Source organism: Arthrobacter sp. Soil736 (assembly GCF_001428005.1).
Taxonomy (GTDB): domain Bacteria; phylum Actinomycetota; class Actinomycetes; order Actinomycetales; family Micrococcaceae; genus Arthrobacter.
This window is the reverse complement of record NZ_LMSB01000034.1, coordinates 117,464-134,495: the sequence shown is the minus strand read 5'-3', so window position 1 is coordinate 134,495 and position 17,032 is coordinate 117,464. Positions and strand designations below refer to the sequence as shown.

Below are 17,032 nucleotides of genomic sequence, written 5' to 3'. Positions count from 1 at the left end.
TGTACGAGCCAAGTCCGAACCCTCGAAAGATAGTTTCCATGGCTGACACTGCATTGAATTCAGAAACAGATCTCGCCGCCGAACTCCGCGCGGACGTGCGCCGCGTCTCCACCCTGCTGGGCGAATCGCTGGTCCGCCAGCACGGCCCCGAGCTCCTGGACCTGGTGGAGCAGGTGCGCCTGCTGACCAAGGAGTCGAAGGAGGCCGCCCGGGGCGGTGCGGATGCCACCGGTCCGTGGAGCGCGCACGACGTCGTCGCCCAGGTCCGCGAGCTGCTCGCCTCCCTGCCGCTTGAGCAGGCAACCGACCTGGTCCGGGCATTTGCCTTCTACTTCCACCTCGCCAACGCCGCCGAACAGGTCCACCGGGTCCGCGGCCTGCGCACGCGGCAGGAGAAGGACGGCTGGCTGGCCAAGGCGGTGGCGGACATCGCCGGCCAGGCCGGCCCGGCCGTGCTCCAGGAAGTGGTCAATGAACTGGACGTGCGCCCCATCTTCACCGCGCACCCCACCGAGGCATCACGCCGCTCCGTGCTGGACAAGATCCGCAAGCTCTCCGACGTGCTGGCCGAGCCCACCGAGGACGGCACCTCGGCCCGCCGCCGCCAGGACCGCCAGCTGTCCGAGATCATCGACCAGATGTGGCAGACGGACGAGCTCCGCCAGGTCCGGCCCACGCCCGTGGATGAGGCCCGCAACGCCATCTACTACCTGAGCAGCATCCTCACCGACGCCCTGCCGGAAATGCTCACGGACCTCTCCGAACTCCTGGGCGAGCACGGCGTCACGCTGCCGGCCCGGAACGCCCCCATCAAGTTCGGCTCGTGGATCGGCGGTGACCGGGACGGCAACCCGAATGTCACTGCCGCAGTCACGCACGAGATCCTCCAGCTGCAGAACCAGCACGCGGTCCGGCTCAGCATCGCCATGATCGACGAACTCATCTCCATCCTGTCCAACTCCACCGCCCTGGCGGGCGCCGACGAGACGCTGCTCGATTCGATCGACGCCGACCTCGCGAAGCTGCCCGGCCTGGACCGGCGCATCCTGGAACTCAACGCCCAGGAGCCGTACCGGCTGAAGCTGACCTGCATCAAGGCCAAGCTCATCAACACCGGCAAGCGCGTGGCCGCAGGGTCGGTCCACCAGCCGGGCCGGGACTACACCTCCACCGAGGAACTCATCTCCGAGCTTGAACTGCTGGAACTCTCGCTGCGCAACCACTCGGCATCCCTCGCCGCGGATGGGGCCCTGGCCCGCGTCCGGCGCGCCATCGCGTCCTTCGGCCTGCACCTGGCCACGCTGGACATCCGCGAGCACGCCGACCACCACCATGACGCCGTCGGGCAGCTCATGGACCGCCTGGGCGGACCCGGCATCCGGTACGCGGAACTGACCCGCGACGAGCGCCTCGAGGTGCTGAGCGCGGAACTGGCGTCCCGCCGGCCGCTCTCCGGCCACCCGATCAAGCTCGACGGCGTTGCTGACGGCACGTACGACGTCTTCCGTGAAATCCGCCGGGCCCTGCGCACCTACGGCCCCGACGTCATCGAAACGTACATCATCTCCATGACCCGCGGCGCCGACGACGTCCTGGCCGCCGCCGTCCTGGCCCGCGAAGCCGGCCTCGTCAGCCTCTTCGGCGACGCCCCGTACGCCAAGATCGGATTCGCGCCGCTGCTTGAAACCGTGGAGGAACTGCGTGCCTCCGCGGAGATCGTGGACCAGCTGCTGTCCGATCCTTCCTACCGCGAACTGGTCCGGCTCCGCGGCGACGTCCAGGAAGTCATGCTCGGCTACTCGGACTCCAACAAGGAGTCCGGCGTGATGACCAGCCAGTGGGAGATCCACAAGACCCAGCGCAAGCTCCGCGACATCGCCGCCAAGCACGGGGTCCGGGTCCGCCTGTTCCACGGCCGCGGCGGCTCGGTGGGCCGCGGCGGCGGACCCACCTACGACGCCATCATGGCGCAGCCGAACGGCGTCCTCGAAGGTGAAATCAAGTTCACCGAACAGGGCGAGGTCATCTCGGACAAGTACTCGCTGCCGGAACTGGCCCGCGAGAACCTGGAGCTGTCGCTGGCCGCCGTCATGCAGGGTTCCGCCCTGCACCGCACCCCGCGCACGTCCGATGACCAGCGCGAACGGTTCGGGCACGTCATGGAGACCATCTCCGACGCCGCCTTCGCCCGCTACCGCAGCCTGATCGACGATCCGGACCTGCCCGCGTACTTCCTGGCCTCCACCCCGGTGGAGCAGCTGGGTTCGCTGAACATCGGGTCACGCCCGTCCAAGCGCCCCGATTCCGGGGCCGGCCTCGGCGGCCTGCGGGCCATCCCGTGGGTGTTCGGCTGGACCCAGTCCCGGCAGATCGTGCCCGGCTGGTTCGGCGTGGGCTCGGGGCTGAAGGCTGCCCGTGAGGCCGGCAACTCGGCCCAGCTCGTGGAGATGATGCACGGCTGGCACTTCTTCCGCTCGGTGCTGTCCAACGTGGAGATGACCCTGGCCAAGACCGACCTGGACATCGCCGGCTACTACGTGGACACCCTGGTTCCGAAGGAGCTGCACCACCTTTTCCGGGCGATCCGGGAAGAATATGAGCTCACCGTCTCCGAAATCCAGAACCTCACGGGCGAGCACGTGCTCCTGGATGCCCAGCCCACCCTGAAGCGTTCGCTGGAAATCCGCGACCAGTACCTCGACCCCATCAGCTACCTCCAGGTGGAGCTCCTGCGCCGCGTGCGTGAGGGCGCGAAGGACGGCACCATCTCCGGAGCCGAGATCGACGAACGCCTCCAGCGGGCCATGCTCATCACGGTCAACGGTGTGGCGGCAGGCCTGCGCAACACCGGTTAAGCCCCGACGCTCTCTCACCTCCCGCGGGTTTTTCCCCGATGCTCTCTCACTTCCCGCGGGTTTTTCCCCGATGCTCTCTCACTTCCCGCGGGTTTTTCCCCGACGCTCCCTCACTTGCTGAGAGAGCGTTGGGGCTTAAGTGGCAGGAAGTGAGAGAGCGTTGGGGTTTAAGCGGCAGGAAGTGAGAGAGCGTGTGGGTTTTGGCCGCGAACATGCTTCCGCTAGGCGGGCCTATCTTCCCTCCAGCGTCCCTCCCGGCACCACGCGCGAACGGGCACTTAAGGCCCTTGGGAGCATGATCTGAGGGCATTAAGTGCCCGTTCGCGCAGACGTTAGGGCAGACGTTAAGGTGGAGCATGCCGTCGTTCCAGACCAGACTCAAGATCACCGGGCTGAAGCCGGGCAACCCTCCCGAAGCCGTGATGGCGGCCGCGGTGGAGGCCCTGGGCACGCGTCATCACGTGGAATCCAACCAGCTGGAACTCGCGGGAGGCGTGCCGCAGCTGAATCTGCGCTTCCTCGTCGAGGCCACGGAGTACAGCGGTGAGAACAGCCAGGCCCGCGAGTCGGCAGCGATGATGCGCGACGCCGTCGAACGCGTTGCGGTGACCGGCGCGCTTTCGGTGCTCCGCCGCAACCGCGGCCGCTGGGCGCCGGTCTGACTTTTTTCGTGAGCGGGTTCCGGTGTCCCGCTCAGGGGAGCGGTTCGGCGGGGCCGTCCGGCTCGTCCACGGGGGACCGGCTGCCGCGCCGCCGCGTGGCGATCACGCCCACCAGGGCCCCGATCACCAGGCCCACGCCCAGGCCGATCAGCGAGCTGGCCCAGAACGGCAGGCGGGTCGCGGAGCCGGTGAAATAGCCGAGGCCCACCAGCCAGGTCGCCCAGAGCACCCCGCCCAGTCCCGCACAAAGACTGAAGCCGGGGGTGGAAACATCGGCGATGCCGGCCGCAGCGGAGGTGGCGAGCCGGCCGCCGGGAATGAACCGGGCCCCGATGATGGCGCCGTAGGTGGAGGAGCGGCCCGCCTTGGCGATGGCTTCGTGGATGCCGCGGTGGACTTTTCGGCCCCACGCCCAATGGTCCAGGACATGGCTGAGGCGGCGCTTGAACAGCTGGAACACTATGACGTCGCCGAGCCACGAGGCCGCGGCGGACAGGCTGCCGACCAGGAACAGGTTGGCCCGGCCCTCCGCGGATAGCGCCCCGCCGGTGATGAGGACCATTTCCGACGGGATGGGCGGAAAAATGGCATCCCCGAGAACCGCCGGAATGATCCAGAAGTAGATCGCGGCTCCCCAGGTGTCCGCGTTGCCGAAGTCCATTCGCACAACGTACCGCACTTGGAGCCAGCACGTTGCGCAGCCCTTCGACGGGACGGGCCTGCGGTGCCACACTGGCAGCATGAGAATCGAGATTGTCCAGGGCGACATCACCGGGCGGCACGTGGACGCGATCGTGAACGCGGCAAATTCGTCACTCATGGGCGGAGGCGGCGTGGACGGCGCCATTCACCGGGCGGCAGGGCCGGAGCTCCTCGAGGCCTGCCGGCGGCTGCGCTCCGGCGAGCTGCAGGACGGGCTTGCGGTCGGGGCGGCCGTGGCCACTCCGGGATTCCGGCTGCCGGCCACCTGGGTGATTCACACCGTCGGGCCCAACCGTCACGTCGGCCAGACGGACCCCGCGCTGCTGGCCTCGTGTTTCACCGAGAGCCTGCGGATCGCCGAGGGCCTCGGGGCGCGGTCGTTGGCCTTCCCCGCGGTGGGTGCCGGCGTCTATGGCTGGGATGCCCGCCAGGTTGCGCAGGTGGCGCTCGACGCCGTCCGCGGGTATGCGGGCCGCCCGAGGGAGCCCGGGGTTGACCTTGTGGAGTTCGTCCTGTTCAGCGCCGAGATGGCCGGGATTTTCCGCGACGTCCTTGGGAGCGATGCCGGCGGTCCCTCCGCCGCTGATCCCTCCGCCGCTGATCCCGGTGAGGCGGGCGGCGCCGGCCGGAGCTAGTCCGGCCCCGGGCCTAACGGCCGGAGTTAGCGGACTTCGCTGAGCTCAAGCCGGCTGCGGTACTCCACGGGCTTCTTGGTGATGGGGTCGACAAATCGGATGCCGCGGGCCAGCAGCTGGAGCGGCTTGGTGTAGTCGTCCGGGGCCTTGTCCAACAGGTCCGGGTAGAACGCGTCGTGCAGGATGCCCAGGCCCAGCGAGGCCATGTGCACCCGCAGCTGGTGCGTCTTCCCGGAATGCGGCTCGAGGCGGTACAGCCCCCGCGAACCGGAGGCGGGCGAACCGCCGTCGGAAGTTCCGGCGTCGAACGTCCTGATCAGGTCGATGCGGGTCTCCGCATTGGGCTCACCGTCGATCACCTCGGCGAGCAGGTAGCTGCGGGACTTGGTCATCCGGTTCCGGACCACCACAGGGAAGTCGACGGCGGCGTGCCCGGCAGCCGGTTGGGCGGCGGACACGCACTCATACTCCTTCTGCACCTGGCGCTTCTCGAACAGCACCTGGTAGTTGCCGCGCGTCTCGGGGTTGGTGGAGAGCAGCAGGATGCCGGCCGTCATGCGGTCCAGCCGGTGCATCGGGATGAGATCCGGGAGGTTGAGCTGGTTCCGGAGCCGCACGAGCGCGGATTCCTGGATGTACGTTCCGCCGGGTGTGGTGGGCAGGAAGTGCGGCTTGTCCACCACGAGGATGTGATCGTCCTGGTGCAGGATGTTCAGTTCCACGGGCAGGCGGGTCTCCGGCGGGAGCGTGCGGTAGTACCAGATGAAGGTGTGGTCCTCGAGCCTGGTGCGCCGGTCCAAGGGGATGCCGCCCTCGCCCACGATCTCGCCGGCGTCGAACCGGTCCTCGATGCCCTGCGGGTCGATGTGCCCCCAGCGGTGCATCATGTAGTCCATCGCGGTGGTCCAGGGCCCCTCGTTCGGCAGCCGCAGGCGGGTGGCGTTCACGCCGTCGCGCACGGGAAGGGGGGATTGCATCACCGGTCCATTCTACTTTGCCCCCGACTCCGCCATTTCGACGGTTCCCTGCATGCAAGACGATGCCCGACGTCGAACCGGCAGGGAACCGTCGAAACGGCCACCGACGGTAAAAAAGTTCTTGACAAATAAAATCGTCGGTCGGCAGACTGGAAGCATGTTGGACATCGAAGTGATCGAGGACCCCGCGGCCGCGGAGGCTTCGCTGGATCCCATCCGCACCCGGATCCTGCATGAGCTGGCCGAACCCTGGTCAGCCACGCAGCTCGCCGGCAGGGTTGGCCTTCCGCGCCAGAAGGTGAACTACCACCTCAAGGCCTTGGAACGGCACGGGCTCGTGGAGCTCGTAGAGGAGCGCCGCAAAGGAAACGTCACCGAGCGCGTGGTCCAGGCGACGGCCGCCTCGTACCTGATCTCACCCGTGGCACTCGCCGCCGTGGCGCCTGATCCGCACCGGTTTTCGGACCGGTTCTCGGCCTTCTGGCTGCTGGCGCTGGCGGGGCGGATGGTCCAGGAGGTGGGCAAGCTCATCACCGGTGCCGCCGCCGCCCGGCAGAAACTCGCCACCTTCGCGATCGACGGCGAGATCACCTTCCGCTCCGCCGCCGACCGCGCCGCTTTCGCCGAGGAGTTGGGCGCGGCGGTCACGCGGCTCGTGGACAAGTATCACGACGGCGGTGCTGCCGCAGGCGGTGGCGCTGAAGCGGGCGGGGGCGCCGGCGGCCCGCGCGGCCGCAGGCACCGGCTCGTCGTCGCACTTCACCCGACGCTCAAACCCACCAAAACGTCATCGACTAAGCCACTATCAGCTAAGGAGCAGGACAATGACTGACAACCGCGAATTCGAGATCGTATTCGACACCGAACTGCCCGGCACGCCCGAGCGCGTCTGGGAAGCCGTCACCAAGGACACCCCGGCGTGGATGTTCCCCACGGACCAGTGGCCGGCTGTCCGGACGGTCGACGAATATCCCGGCCACCTCGTGACCCGCATGGACGGGCCGGACGGCTGGTTCAACCAGCTGGAGCACGTGCTGGAACCCCTCGAGGGCGGGCGCGCCAAACTCCACTACGTCCACAGCGGCATCTTCGTGGACAGCTGGGATGAGCAGTATGACGGCGCCAGCAAGCACACCGCGTTCTACCTTCACACCCTGGGCCAGTACCTCAGGCACTTCGACGGCAGGCCCGTGGTGTTCACGGACGTGCAGGCTCCGCCGTCGTCCCGGTCGCCGGACGGCTTCGTGCTGCTGAAGAAGGCGCTCGGCATGGATGACGCGTCCGCGGGCGACGCCTTTGACGTGGAGCTCGACGGCGTGGGGCGGCTTTCGGGCGAGGTGGACTTCTCCAATGAGCACTTCCTGGGACTGCGGACCGCGGATGCGCTGTACCGGTTCTTTGGCCGCAACTCCTTCGGCGCCCCGGTGGGCATGACCGTGCACGACTTCGGCGGCACCGGAGATTCCGCGGCCGCAGCCACGGCCTGGGGCGGGTTCCTCGAAACGGTCTACGCGTAGCTCTCCAGGACGAAGCAGAACACGACGCGCCTGTTACCCCGGGACGCGCAATCGGTCCGGCGACACTCGAATTCGGGTGTCGCCGGACCGATTGTGTGTCGCCAGGCAATTTGCGCGCCAGAGGATGGTGGCGGCGGGTCAGGCAGCCCAGCCGCGTGCGACGGCGTCCAGCGCCGACGCGTAAACCGCCGCCCAGTCGGTTGCGGGCGATCCGACGTGTGCCAACTCCAGGCTCACGAGTCCGTGAACCTGTCCCCAGATTGCCGAGGCGACCACGTCCACGGGCGCCATCAGTAAGGTGCCGGCCGTTTGAGCCGAAGCGACGGCCTCAATCAGGGGTGCCATGGCGTCTGCGGCGGCGTCGGGGCTGGGTTGGCAATCGGCGTAGGCCGCCAGTGCGCCGCCGAACATCAGCCGGTACAGGGCCTCATGCTCCAGCGCCCAGATCCGGTAGGCCACGCCGAGTGCGTGCAGGCCGCCCGGGGCCGCGGCCACCTGTGAGTCTCGGAAGGAGCGGAAGCCATCGTCCACCACCGCGGTCAGCAGCTGGGACTTCCCGCCGAACAGCGAATAGACGGCGCTCGTGGACGTCTGCGCGGCCGACGCGACATCGCGCAGCGTGACCCGTGCGGGCCCTTCCCTATCTACGAGGTCCGCCGTGGCGGCCAGGAGGTCCTGTCTGAGTGAATCGTTGTGCACGACGGGTCTTGCCATAGTGCCCATTGTTTCATAACGTTGTTTTGTAACGATGTTATGGAACAGGGTTTTGAGGCACGGCGATGAAGCCGAACATGAGGATCACACAAGGAGCTGTCATGGCACAGAAGGTATTCCCGGGCCGCTACACCGCTGACCCGGAGCGCGAGTCGGTGACCGTATTTCTGATCGGCATGCGTGCGAACCGGTGGTGGAAGGTCGGCACCGTCGCCAAGGTGGCTGCCGCCATGCCCAGGATGCTCCGGCACCTGGCGGGCCATCCGGCGTCCGGCATGCTGGGGTGTGAACAGTGGTTCGGGCGCACCACAATTTTGCTGAGCTACTGGGAAAGCCCTGAGCACCTGCGGAAATTCGCGGCGGACAGGGAGTCCCCGCATCTGGAACCCTGGCGCCGCTTCATGAAAGTGCTTGCCGGGACTGGCGATGTTGGAGTCTGGCACGAGACGTACCAGGTGCCCGCCGCCGGGATCGAGGTGATCTACAACGGCATGCCGCTCTTTGGCCTGGCCAAGGCGACGGCGCATGTCCCCGTCGGCGCCGGCACCAATACGGCGAAGCAGCGCATGGGCCGCCCGGCGGGGCACGGCGCGGGTGGTCCGTCCGGGATTGGCTAGCACGCGCAATCGGCCCCGCGACGCGCAAAACGCCTGGGGACAACGGAATTCCGGTGTCCCCGGGCATTTTCCGCGTCCCCAGGCAATTTGCGCATCCCCGACCGTCAGGCGATGGCCACGGCGGGGGAGTCCCGGAGTGTCCGGCGCAGCTGCGGGGCGGCGTCCAGCCTGTCCTGGGCTGAGCGCAGCGCCAGGACGGCCGTTTCCAGCTGGTCCGGCGGCAGCGTGAAGGGGATGCGGAGATGGTTTTCAAAGACACCCCCTACTCCGAAGCGCGGACCTGCCGCGAGGCGGATGCCAAGCTCGGGAGCGATGACGGTCAGTGCCGTGCTGCTCGGAGCGGGGAGCCGGCACCAGACTGCCAGGCCGCCGTCGGGCCGTTCGGGCTGCCACTGCGGCAAATGGCCGTGCAGCAGTTCCAGCAGTGCCGAGCGGCTCTCGCGGAGCGCGGCCAGCCTGCCCGGCAGCGGCTCCGTCAGGTTGCGCACCAGGTGCGCGGCCGCGAGCTGCTCCACCACCGGCCCGCCAAGATCCATGGTGGTGCGGACGGCGGCGAAGCGCTGAATCATGCCTTCGGACGCGCGGATCCACCCCGTGCGCATGCCGGCCCAGTGGGACTTGCTCAGCGATCCGATGGACACTACCGCCGGACCGAAGGAGGACATCGGTGCCGCGGTGCCGCCGTCGAGGTTCAGCTCGCGGAGGGTTTCATCCGCGACCAGGATGGTGCCCGAAGCGGCGGCGGCCCGGACCAGCCGGCGGCGCTGGGAATCGGGCATCAGGCGGCCGGTGGGGTTGTGGAAGTCAGGCACCATGTAGGCCATTTTGGGCCGCTGCTGCATCAGGGCCGCCTCTGTGGCGGCGATGTCCCAGCCGGCCTCGGGTGCAGGCGGCAGAGCCACCGGCACCATCCTTCCGCCTGCGGCCCGGATGGCATCAAGCGCGTTCGGGTACGTCGGGTGCTCCACCAGTACCCGGTCCTGCCGGGCGACCAGGGCGCGCAGCACGATGTTCAGCGCATGCTGGGCGCCCGACGTCACCAGGATCTGTGCCGCCGACGTGGGGACGCCGACGGCGGTGTACCTCGCGGCAATCGCCTCGCGGAGGGCCGGAACACCGAGGGCGTCGTAACCGAATCCGGGCAACAGGGCAGGAAGTTCCGTCAGGGCGGCGGCAAAGGCCCGGTGCACGACTTCGCCGCTGGCCGGGAGGGAAGCATAGGCGAGGTCGATGACGCCGTCGGGAACCGCGAGTCCGGGCGCCCCGGACAGCCCGGCGCCGGCCTGTGCCCCCGATGCCTGCGCCGCTGTCCGGGGCAGGCAGGTGCGGCCGCGCGTGCCCTGTCCGCTGCTCAGAAAACCCTGGTCGCGCAGGGAGGCATAGGCCGCCGTCACGGTGGTGCGGCTGACGGCGAGCGTGGCGGACAGGGTCCTCTCGCTGGGCAGCGCGGTTCCGAGGGGGATGCGACCGTCCAGGACAAGAAGGCGGACGACGTCGGCCAGCTCGCGGTAGGCGGGCGCGGCGCCGAGGTGCCACTGGCCGAGCAGCCGCGCGAGGGCGGTGGGGGTCAGGGAGCCGGTCATGAGGCCAGTATCTCAAACTGGCCATGGAAAACAAGGCCAGTTGTCCTTCAGGATGGTTCAATGATGATCCGCAGACTCGTACAGCTCTTCACCGGCCTCGCCATGTATGGCATTTCCCTGGCCATGTTTATTCGTGCCGGACTCGGCCTGGACCCCTGGGACGTGTTCCATCAGGGCCTGGCGGGACGAACCGGTCTGAGCATCGGGGTGGTGGTGATCATCATCAGCTTCCTCGTGCTGCTGCTGTGGATTCCGCTCCGTCAGTGGCCGGGATTCGGCACGCTCTGCAACGCCGTGCTGGTGGGCGTGTTCGCCGACGTCGGCCTGGCCATGCTCCCGTCCTTCTCCCACCTCGGCGGGCAGATCGCCCTTCTGGGAGGCGCCGTGGCGCTCAACGCGATTGCCTCCGCCTGCTACATCGGCGCGCGCTTCGGCCCGGGTGCCCGGGACGGACTCATGACCGGACTGGCCCGGCGCACCGGATGGTCCGTCCGTGTGTCCCGGACGCTGATCGAGGTGGTGGTACTCGCCGCGGGCTGGCTGCTGGGCGGTTCGGTGGGGGTGGGGACCGTGGTCTATGCGCTGGCCATCGGGCCTTTGGTCCAGCTCCTGCTGCCGCGCTTCATGGTTCCGGCGGCCATCCCCGCCCGGGTCCGTTCGGAAGAGGCCGCGGAAGAAGCCGGGGGAGTGGCCGGGGAAGAGGCGGGGGAGCCGGTGGCCGCTTCCTGAGAATCGGCTCTTCGTCTCCGGGGCGCCAATGGCGTGGCGACCGGATATGCGGGCGCGTCAGGCTTGGCCGGTGCCGATGAGCGGTTGGCATTTGGGGCAGAAGTAGATGTCGCGCTCCTCGGTGACCAGCTCCGGAGATCCGGCCGATCCCGCCGGCTGCGTCTTGCCCAGCACGCCGCGGCGGATCGGGGTCCTGCAGCGCAGGCAGGGCTGGTGCTCGCGCCGGTAGACCCAGTAACCTGGCCGGCCGGCGGCGCGGTCCACGGGAAGGCCGGGCGAGTTGAGCAGGGTGGTCCGCCCGCCCGGTCCGAGGTTGGCCTCGAGAAGCTGCTTGGCGTCGGCGAACATGGCACGCAGATCGGTCACGGCCGCGACGGGAGATGCCGGGTGGATTCCGGCCAGGAAGCACACCTCGCAGCGGTAGATGTTGCCGATGCCTGCGAGGTTGCGCTGGTCCAGCAGGGCCACCCCGACGGGAACGTCCGGCGCCGATGCCACACGGAGCTCGGCCTCGGCAGGGTCCCAGTCCGGCCCCAGCAGGTCCGGCCCGAGATGCCCCACGGCTTTGTCCTCCTCTGCGGTGTTGATGACCTCGAGCACGCCAAGCGAGAACCCGACGGCGTCTGCCGCAGCCGTGCGGAGGACGCACCGTGCCGTGAAGCCAGGCTTGCGCCACCGGCCGCCCGGCGGGTAGACCTGCCAGCTGCCTTCCATCTTGAGGTGCGAATGGATGGTCAGCCGATCGCCGGCAGGGCCCACCAGCCGCATGAGGAGGTGCTTTCCGCGCGGCACGACTTCCTGGACAGTCCAGCCCCGGAGGTTCAGCGTGGCGAAGCGGGGTACGCGGAAGTCGGAGGCCAGGAGTATCTGCCCGGCAAGGGCAGCGTGCAGCTGGTTGGCTGCGCGCCAGACGGAGTCGCCCTCAGGCACGGATTCTCAGTCCCTTCGGAGTGGAGTAGGCCCCGGCGTGGGTCAGAGCGGCTGCCACCGGAGTGTCCAGGATGCCGTGGCCGTTGACCTTTTCCATAACGAGTTTGTCGACGGCGCCCCGCTTGACCACGTCCACGAGGGCGGCGCCGGCGGCGGCGAGAACGGGTTCCTCCTCGGTGAAGACGAGCAAGGTCTTTCCCCCGCGTTCCACGTAAAGCACCAGCGCGCCGTCGACCATCACCACAAGCGCCCCCGCCTTGCGCCCGGGCCGGTGGCCGCTGCCGGCCTCGACGCTGAGGGCGGGCCACGGCAGGGCGGCGCCGTACGGGTTGGCGGGATCGGTGGCGGCGAGGGCCAGTGCCACAGGTTCCGGTTTGGCCAGTTGCGTGTCTTCCGAATACGAGCGCAGGCGGTCCACCGTGGCAGGCACGGCGAACTGGGCCGCCCCGAGGTGCTCGATGAAGTAGCCGCGCCGGCAGCGTCCTGCCTCCTCCAGCCGGGCCAGCACCTTGTACATGAGTCCGAATCCGCCCAGGATGTTCTCGGCCATGACTGAGCCGCGCGTGACCACGCCGTAGCGGTCGAGGAGCAGCTCGGCAGTGGCGCGGGCGTGGATAGTGGGGTCGAGCTCCGGCGCCGGGAGCGCAGACCAGCGCCCGGCCGCCAACGGCGGCGTCGGCGCCGAACCGGTCACCGATCCGTACCGTCCGCCGGTGAGCCCCGGTGAGCCGAGCAGTCCGGTCCCGTGCGAGCGCCCCAGTCGGGCCAGCCGCGGGGCACGGGCGCGCGGTGCCCGGGCAACCTGCCGGTGGGCCGTGTGCCCGCCGGCGATCAGGGCCCGGACGGGAGCGAACGTGTCTCCGGTTACGCGGCCCGCCCAGGCGAGGTCCCACAGCGCGGACACGACTTCCTGGTCGCTGAGCACCGAGTCCATTCCGCCGGCCACGTCCGTCAGCTGACGGAAGAAATAGCCCCCGCCGTTGGCCTGGAGATAGTCCAGCAACCTCCGCTGGGCGTCTCCGGGCTCAAAATCAATCGCCGGGTTCAGTGTCAGTTCGGCCGAGTCCGCCAAATGCAGGCTGATCCAGCCGTCGTTGCCGGGCAGGGAGCCGGCCCCGGACCAGAGAACCTCGCCGGCTGCCATGAGCTCGTCCAGCATGGCCGGCTGGTAGTTCGATACCCGGCTGGCCAGCACAACAGGTTCCCACGCGGACGCCGGAACCGGCACTCCGGACAGCTGATCGATGGCCGTCGCCACCCCGTCCAGTCCTCGCAGCGCCGGCTGACCGCGCCCGGCCCCCGGGGTGCGGACGTTCTGCCAGGCGGGCAGGAACCGCCCGTACGCCGCGGCGTCCACCGGTTCCACTTCGGCACGCAGCGCGGCCAGGGAGCGGCGCCGCAGTTTGCGCAGGACCTCGGCGTCGCACCACTCGCTGCCGGCGGCGGCAGTGGTGACGGATGCGGTCGCAGGAAGGCCAGGTGCCGAGGACTCGGATGCGGGGGCGGCGTCGCGGCCCGGGCCGGTGTCCGCAGTGGCAGTCTGGTTGGCAGCGGGCTCGGTGTGGGGCCGGAATTCGCCCTCCACCACCCGGCCGTCCGCGGCGAGCCGCTTCAGGGCCGTGCCGACGACGGCGACGCCAAGTCCCAGCCTGGCCGCGGCTTCCGTGGCGGTGAAGGGACCGTGGGTGCGGGCGTAGCGCGAGACGAGGTCGCCCAGGGGATCCGCTACCGGTTCGATGAAGGCCAGGGGAACGCCCATGGGGAGCGGGACCCCGATGGCATCGCGCAGCCGTGCGGCATCTTCCACCGCCGCGAACCTTTCGACGCCGCTGATGGTGACCTTGATGGCCCGGTTGGCCCGCTGCAGCGCGGCGAGGTGCGCGACGGCGACAGCTACGAGGGTCTCGGCAGGCTCGGTTTCGACAGGCTCAACCAGCGGTGCGGGGGTTTCGGCGGGCTCGGTTTCGACAGGCACAACCAGCGGTGCGGCGGTTTCAGCCGGCGGGGCGAGCCTGGCGGCCACCTCCTCCGGGTCCAGCGGACCGAGGAGCCGCAGCAGGTCGGCGACCCCCTCGACGCCGCGGGCTTTCCGGTCGGGAGCAAGGCGCTGCAGTTCGCGCTCGGTGGCTTCGATGACCCTGGCGTCCAGGAGTTCGCGCAGTTCCACACGGCCAAGGAGTTCGTTGAGCAGGGTGGAGTCCAGGGCCAGTGCGGCGGCTCGGCGCTCGGCCAGCGGGGAGTCGCCCTCGTAAAGGAACTGCGCCACGTAGCCAAAGAGCAGCGACTTGGCGAAGGGCGACGGCTGCTGCGTGGTTGTCTGCACGATCCGCAGTTCCCGGCGTTCCACGGACGCCGCAATTTCCTTCAGGGCCGGCAGGTCGTATACATCCTGCAGGCACTCCCGCACGGTTTCCAGCACGATGGGGAAGGATGGATACTTCCGCGCGACATCCAGCAGCTGGGCGGACCGCTGGCGCTGCTGCCACAGCGGCTGCCGCTTACCCGGCGTCTGCCGCGGCAGCAGCAGGGCACGCGCCGCGCACTCGCGGAAACGGGAGGCGAACAGGGCGCTGCCGCCCACCTCGGCCGTCACGATCTGCTCCAGTTCCTCGGGGTCGAACAGGAACAGCTCGGCGCCGGGCGGTTCGTCCTCCATCATGGGGACGCGCAGCACGATGCCGTCGTCGGCCGCCATGGCGGAGCCGTCCAGGCCGTAGCGCTGGTGCAGGCGCTGGCCCACGGCAAGTGCCCACGGCGCGTGGACCGGCATGCCGAACGGACTGTGGAGAATGACCCGCCAATCGCCGAGTTCGTCGTGGAAGCGTTCCACCACGAGGGTGGTGTCGCTGGGGACCACGTCAGTGGCCTGCTTCTGTTCGTTGAGGTACTGCAGCAGGTTGTTGGCGGCGAAGTCGTCCAGGCCGCTGGCCTTGCAGCGTTCGGTGGCAGGGCCGACGTCGGACGCTGACAGTTCGCGGACGAACGCGCCGAGGGCGCGGCCCAGGTCAACCGGCCGTCCCAGCGAGTCGCCCTTCCAGAAGGGGAGCTTTCCGGGCTGGCCGAAGGCGGGCGAGACGAGCACGCGGTCGTGCGTGATGTCCTCGATTTTCCAGCTCGTGGCGCCGAGGGCGAAGATGTCGCCCACGCGGGATTCGTAGACCATCTCCTCATCGAGTTCGCCGACGCGCCGGCCGCCTTTTGCCGGCGACGCGGTGCCGCGGGCCTTGCCGTCCCCGGGCGCTCCGGCGGGGGAGGCCGACCCTTCCGCCTCGGTGCCGATGATGTAGACGCCGAACAGGCCGCGGTCCGGGATGGTCCCGCCGGAGGTGACGGCGAGGCGCTGGGCGCCGGGCCTGCCCTCGATGGTGCCGGCATTGCGGTCCCAGACGATGCGCGGACGGAGCTCGGCGAATTCGTCCGAGGGGTAGCGTCCGGCGAGCAGGTCCAGGGTGGCTTCGAAGGCGGAGCGGGGGAGCGTGGCGAAGGGCGCGGACCGCCGCACTGTGGAGAACCACTCCTCCACGTCGATGCTGCCGAGGGCCGTGGCGGCGACGGTCTGCTGGGCCAGGATGTCGAGGGGATTGGCCGGGACGCTGAGGCGCTCGATCTTGCCGTCCAGCATCCGCTCAACGGTGATGGCGGTGTGGACGAGGTCGGCGCGGTGCTTGGGGAAAAGATACCCCTGCGAGATTTCGCCGACCTGGTGGCCCGCACGGCCCACCCGCTGCAGTCCGCTGGCCACGGAGGGCGGCGATTCCACCTGCACCACGAGGTCCACCGCGCCCATGTCGATGCCGAGCTCCAGGGAGGACGTGGCCACGACGCAGCGCAGCCGCCCGGATTTGAGGTCGTCCTCGATCAGGGCCCGCTGGTCCTTGGACACTGAGCCGTGGTGCGCCCTGGCCAGCAGGGGATCGGCGCCTGCCGTGCTCCCGGCCTGCGCCATCATATGCGCCGGCGTGGCCGTGGATGTCGGGAGGATCCCCGCCGCGGGAGGCGACGGATCCTCCCAGCCGCCGCCAACCGTCATGAGCCGCCGTTCGGCGTGGATCTCGTTGAGCCGTGCCGTCAGCCGTTCCGCCAGCCGGCGTGAGTTGGCGAAGACGATGGTGGACTGGTTCGCCAGCACCAGGTCCACGATCTTTTCCTCCACGTGCGGCCAGATCGAGGCCTGCGGCTGCAGCCCTGAAGCGGGGCCGGAGTCGAAGGCACCGGCGGCGCCGTGGAGATCGGACATGTCCTCCACGGGGACAGACACGGTGAGGTCCCAGTTCTTGCGCGAGGGCGGCGCCACGATCTGCACCGGAGCCGAACCCGCCAGGAACTGCGCCACGAGCTCCCTCGGCTCCACCGTGGCGGACAGGCCGATCCGCTGGGCGGGCTTGGGCAGCAGCGCATCAAGCCGCTCCAGGGAGACCGCGAGGTGGGCCCCCCGTTTGGTGCCGGCGACGGCGTGGACCTCATCCACGATGACGGTGTCCACCTCGCTCAGCGTTTCCCGCGCCTTGGACGTCAGCATGAGGAAGAGGGACTCCGGGGTGGTGATGAGGATGTCCGGCGGGTGGCTGAGCAGGGCGCGGCGCTCCGAGGCAGGCGTGTCGCCAGATCTGACGCCAACGGTGATCAGCGGCGCGGGCAGGTCCAGCCGCTTGGCCGTCTGCGTGATACCGATGAGGGGCGAGCGGAGGTTGCGTTCGACGTCGACGCCAAGCGCCTTGAGCGGCGAAATGTACAGGACCCGGGTTTTCCGCTTCGGCTTCTTGGCCCGGGGCTGTTTGGCCGCCGGGGAACCGCCCGGGCCTCCGGCGGGAGTGTCCTCCAGCCCCGGCAGCTCCGGGGGCAGGGCGGCTCCCGAAACCAGCAGCCGGTCCAGGGCCCAGAGGAACGCTGCCAGGGTTTTTCCGGACCCGGTGGGTGCCACGACAAGGGCATGCGAACCGGAGGAAATGGCCGCCCAGGCGCCCTGCTGGGCGGGCGTGGGCTCGGCGAACGCACCCAGGAACCACTCCCGGGTGGGCCTGCTGAACTGGCCCATCGCGTCCACCATAGATGTGCCGCCGGGCGTGCCGGCGGGCTCCTGCGACTGCATGCCTCCATCATGCCCTAAGGCA

13 protein-coding genes are annotated in these 17,032 nt (G+C 69.2%); 7 read left to right on the top strand and 6 right to left on the bottom strand.

Translation table 11 applies throughout. From position 1 onward, the window contains the following. Positions 1–38 precede the first annotated feature (38 nt). A complete protein-coding gene (gene ppc / locus ASG92_RS17590; RefSeq protein WP_056631036.1) occupies positions 39–2,855 on the top strand; it encodes a phosphoenolpyruvate carboxylase in 2,817 nt (938 codons plus the stop codon). Between the two features lie 356 nt (positions 2,856–3,211). After that, positions 3,212–3,517 (top strand): hypothetical protein, encoded by a 306-nt coding sequence (locus ASG92_RS17585; protein ID WP_056631031.1) that lies wholly within the window; start codon positions 3,212–3,214, stop codon positions 3,515–3,517. 31 nt (positions 3,518–3,548) lie between these two features. On the opposite strand, the gene ASG92_RS17580 is transcribed toward ASG92_RS17585, so the two are convergent. Then, complete coding sequence (locus tag ASG92_RS17580) at positions 3,549–4,178, bottom strand: DedA family protein (RefSeq protein ID WP_056631028.1); 630 nt, start codon at positions 4,176–4,178, stop codon at positions 3,549–3,551. Between the two features lie 79 nt (positions 4,179–4,257). Here ASG92_RS17580 and ASG92_RS17575 point away from each other — a divergent pair, with 79 nt between their 5' ends. Continuing rightward, entirely contained in the window at positions 4,258–4,854 is a 597-nt protein-coding gene (locus ASG92_RS17575) for an O-acetyl-ADP-ribose deacetylase (RefSeq protein WP_082579582.1), read from the top strand. A gap of 26 nt (positions 4,855–4,880) precedes the next feature. Here the strand turns inward: ASG92_RS17575 and ASG92_RS17570 are convergent, their stop codons facing one another. Next, on the bottom strand, positions 4,881–5,831 hold the full coding sequence (locus tag ASG92_RS17570; RefSeq protein ID WP_056631025.1) for a pseudouridine synthase: 951 nt from the start codon (positions 5,829–5,831) through the stop codon (positions 4,881–4,883). Positions 5,832–5,988: 157 nt separating this feature from the next. Here ASG92_RS17570 and ASG92_RS17565 point away from each other — a divergent pair, with 157 nt between their 5' ends. Further along, on the top strand, positions 5,989–6,663 hold the full coding sequence (locus ASG92_RS17565) for a helix-turn-helix domain-containing protein (protein WP_056631022.1): 675 nt from the start codon (positions 5,989–5,991) through the stop codon (positions 6,661–6,663). Continuing rightward, positions 6,656–7,348, top strand: coding sequence for a hypothetical protein (locus ASG92_RS17560; protein WP_056631020.1), 693 nt, complete (start codon positions 6,656–6,658; stop codon positions 7,346–7,348). Before ASG92_RS17565 ends, ASG92_RS17560 begins: the two co-directional genes overlap by 8 nt. 138 nt (positions 7,349–7,486) lie before the next feature. Here the strand turns inward: ASG92_RS17560 and ASG92_RS17555 are convergent, their stop codons facing one another. Continuing rightward, positions 7,487–8,062, bottom strand: coding sequence for a TetR/AcrR family transcriptional regulator (locus ASG92_RS17555; RefSeq protein ID WP_240987184.1), 576 nt, complete (start codon positions 8,060–8,062; stop codon positions 7,487–7,489). A 101-nt stretch (positions 8,063–8,163) separates the two neighbouring features. Here ASG92_RS17555 and ASG92_RS17550 point away from each other — a divergent pair, with 101 nt between their 5' ends. Next, positions 8,164–8,679 (top strand): DUF4188 domain-containing protein, encoded by a 516-nt coding sequence (locus tag ASG92_RS17550; protein WP_056631013.1) that lies wholly within the window; start codon positions 8,164–8,166, stop codon positions 8,677–8,679. Between the two features lie 104 nt (positions 8,680–8,783). On the opposite strand, the gene ASG92_RS17545 is transcribed toward ASG92_RS17550, so the two are convergent. After that, positions 8,784–10,262 carry a PLP-dependent aminotransferase family protein gene (locus ASG92_RS17545; RefSeq protein WP_056631011.1) on the bottom strand — a complete coding sequence of 493 codons (1,479 nt, stop codon included), beginning with the start codon at positions 10,260–10,262 and terminating at the stop codon, positions 8,784–8,786. 60 nt (positions 10,263–10,322) lie between these two features. Here ASG92_RS17545 and ASG92_RS17540 point away from each other — a divergent pair, with 60 nt between their 5' ends. Further along, positions 10,323–10,991 carry a membrane protein gene (locus ASG92_RS17540; RefSeq protein ID WP_056631008.1) on the top strand — a complete coding sequence of 223 codons (669 nt, stop codon included), beginning with the start codon at positions 10,323–10,325 and terminating at the stop codon, positions 10,989–10,991. A gap of 57 nt (positions 10,992–11,048) precedes the next feature. Here the strand turns inward: ASG92_RS17540 and ASG92_RS17535 are convergent, their stop codons facing one another. Beyond that, a complete protein-coding gene (locus tag ASG92_RS17535; protein ID WP_056631005.1) occupies positions 11,049–11,921 on the bottom strand; it encodes a DNA-formamidopyrimidine glycosylase family protein in 873 nt (290 codons plus the stop codon). Continuing rightward, positions 11,914–17,010 (bottom strand): DEAD/DEAH box helicase, encoded by a 5,097-nt coding sequence (locus ASG92_RS17530; protein ID WP_056631002.1) that lies wholly within the window; start codon positions 17,008–17,010, stop codon positions 11,914–11,916. The genes ASG92_RS17535 and ASG92_RS17530 overlap by 8 nt, the downstream gene beginning before the upstream one ends. Positions 17,011–17,032: the final 22 nt, after the last annotated feature.

Excerpts from the sequence above, each read along its gene's own strand:
- ppc (WP_056631036.1), top strand. The coding sequence starts at position 39 with ATGGCTGACACTGCATTGAATTCAGAAACAGATCTCGCCGCCGAACTC.
- ASG92_RS17585 (WP_056631031.1), top strand. The coding sequence starts at position 3,212 with ATGCCGTCGTTCCAGACCAGACTCAAGATCACCGGGCTGAAGCCGGGC.
- ASG92_RS17580 (WP_056631028.1), bottom strand. The coding sequence starts at position 4,178 with ATGGACTTCGGCAACGCGGACACCTGGGGAGCCGCGATCTACTTCTGG.
- ASG92_RS17575 (WP_082579582.1), top strand. The coding sequence starts at position 4,258 with ATGAGAATCGAGATTGTCCAGGGCGACATCACCGGGCGGCACGTGGAC.
- ASG92_RS17570 (WP_056631025.1), bottom strand. The coding sequence starts at position 5,831 with ATGCAATCCCCCCTTCCCGTGCGCGACGGCGTGAACGCCACCCGCCTG.
- ASG92_RS17565 (WP_056631022.1), top strand. The coding sequence starts at position 5,989 with ATGTTGGACATCGAAGTGATCGAGGACCCCGCGGCCGCGGAGGCTTCG.
- ASG92_RS17560 (WP_056631020.1), top strand. The coding sequence starts at position 6,656 with ATGACTGACAACCGCGAATTCGAGATCGTATTCGACACCGAACTGCCC.
- ASG92_RS17555 (WP_240987184.1), bottom strand. The coding sequence starts at position 8,062 with ATGGCAAGACCCGTCGTGCACAACGATTCACTCAGACAGGACCTCCTG.
- ASG92_RS17550 (WP_056631013.1), top strand. The coding sequence starts at position 8,164 with ATGGCACAGAAGGTATTCCCGGGCCGCTACACCGCTGACCCGGAGCGC.
- ASG92_RS17545 (WP_056631011.1), bottom strand. The coding sequence starts at position 10,262 with ATGACCGGCTCCCTGACCCCCACCGCCCTCGCGCGGCTGCTCGGCCAG.
- ASG92_RS17540 (WP_056631008.1), top strand. The coding sequence starts at position 10,323 with ATGATGATCCGCAGACTCGTACAGCTCTTCACCGGCCTCGCCATGTAT.
- ASG92_RS17530 (WP_056631002.1), bottom strand. The coding sequence starts at position 17,010 with ATGCAGTCGCAGGAGCCCGCCGGCACGCCCGGCGGCACATCTATGGTG.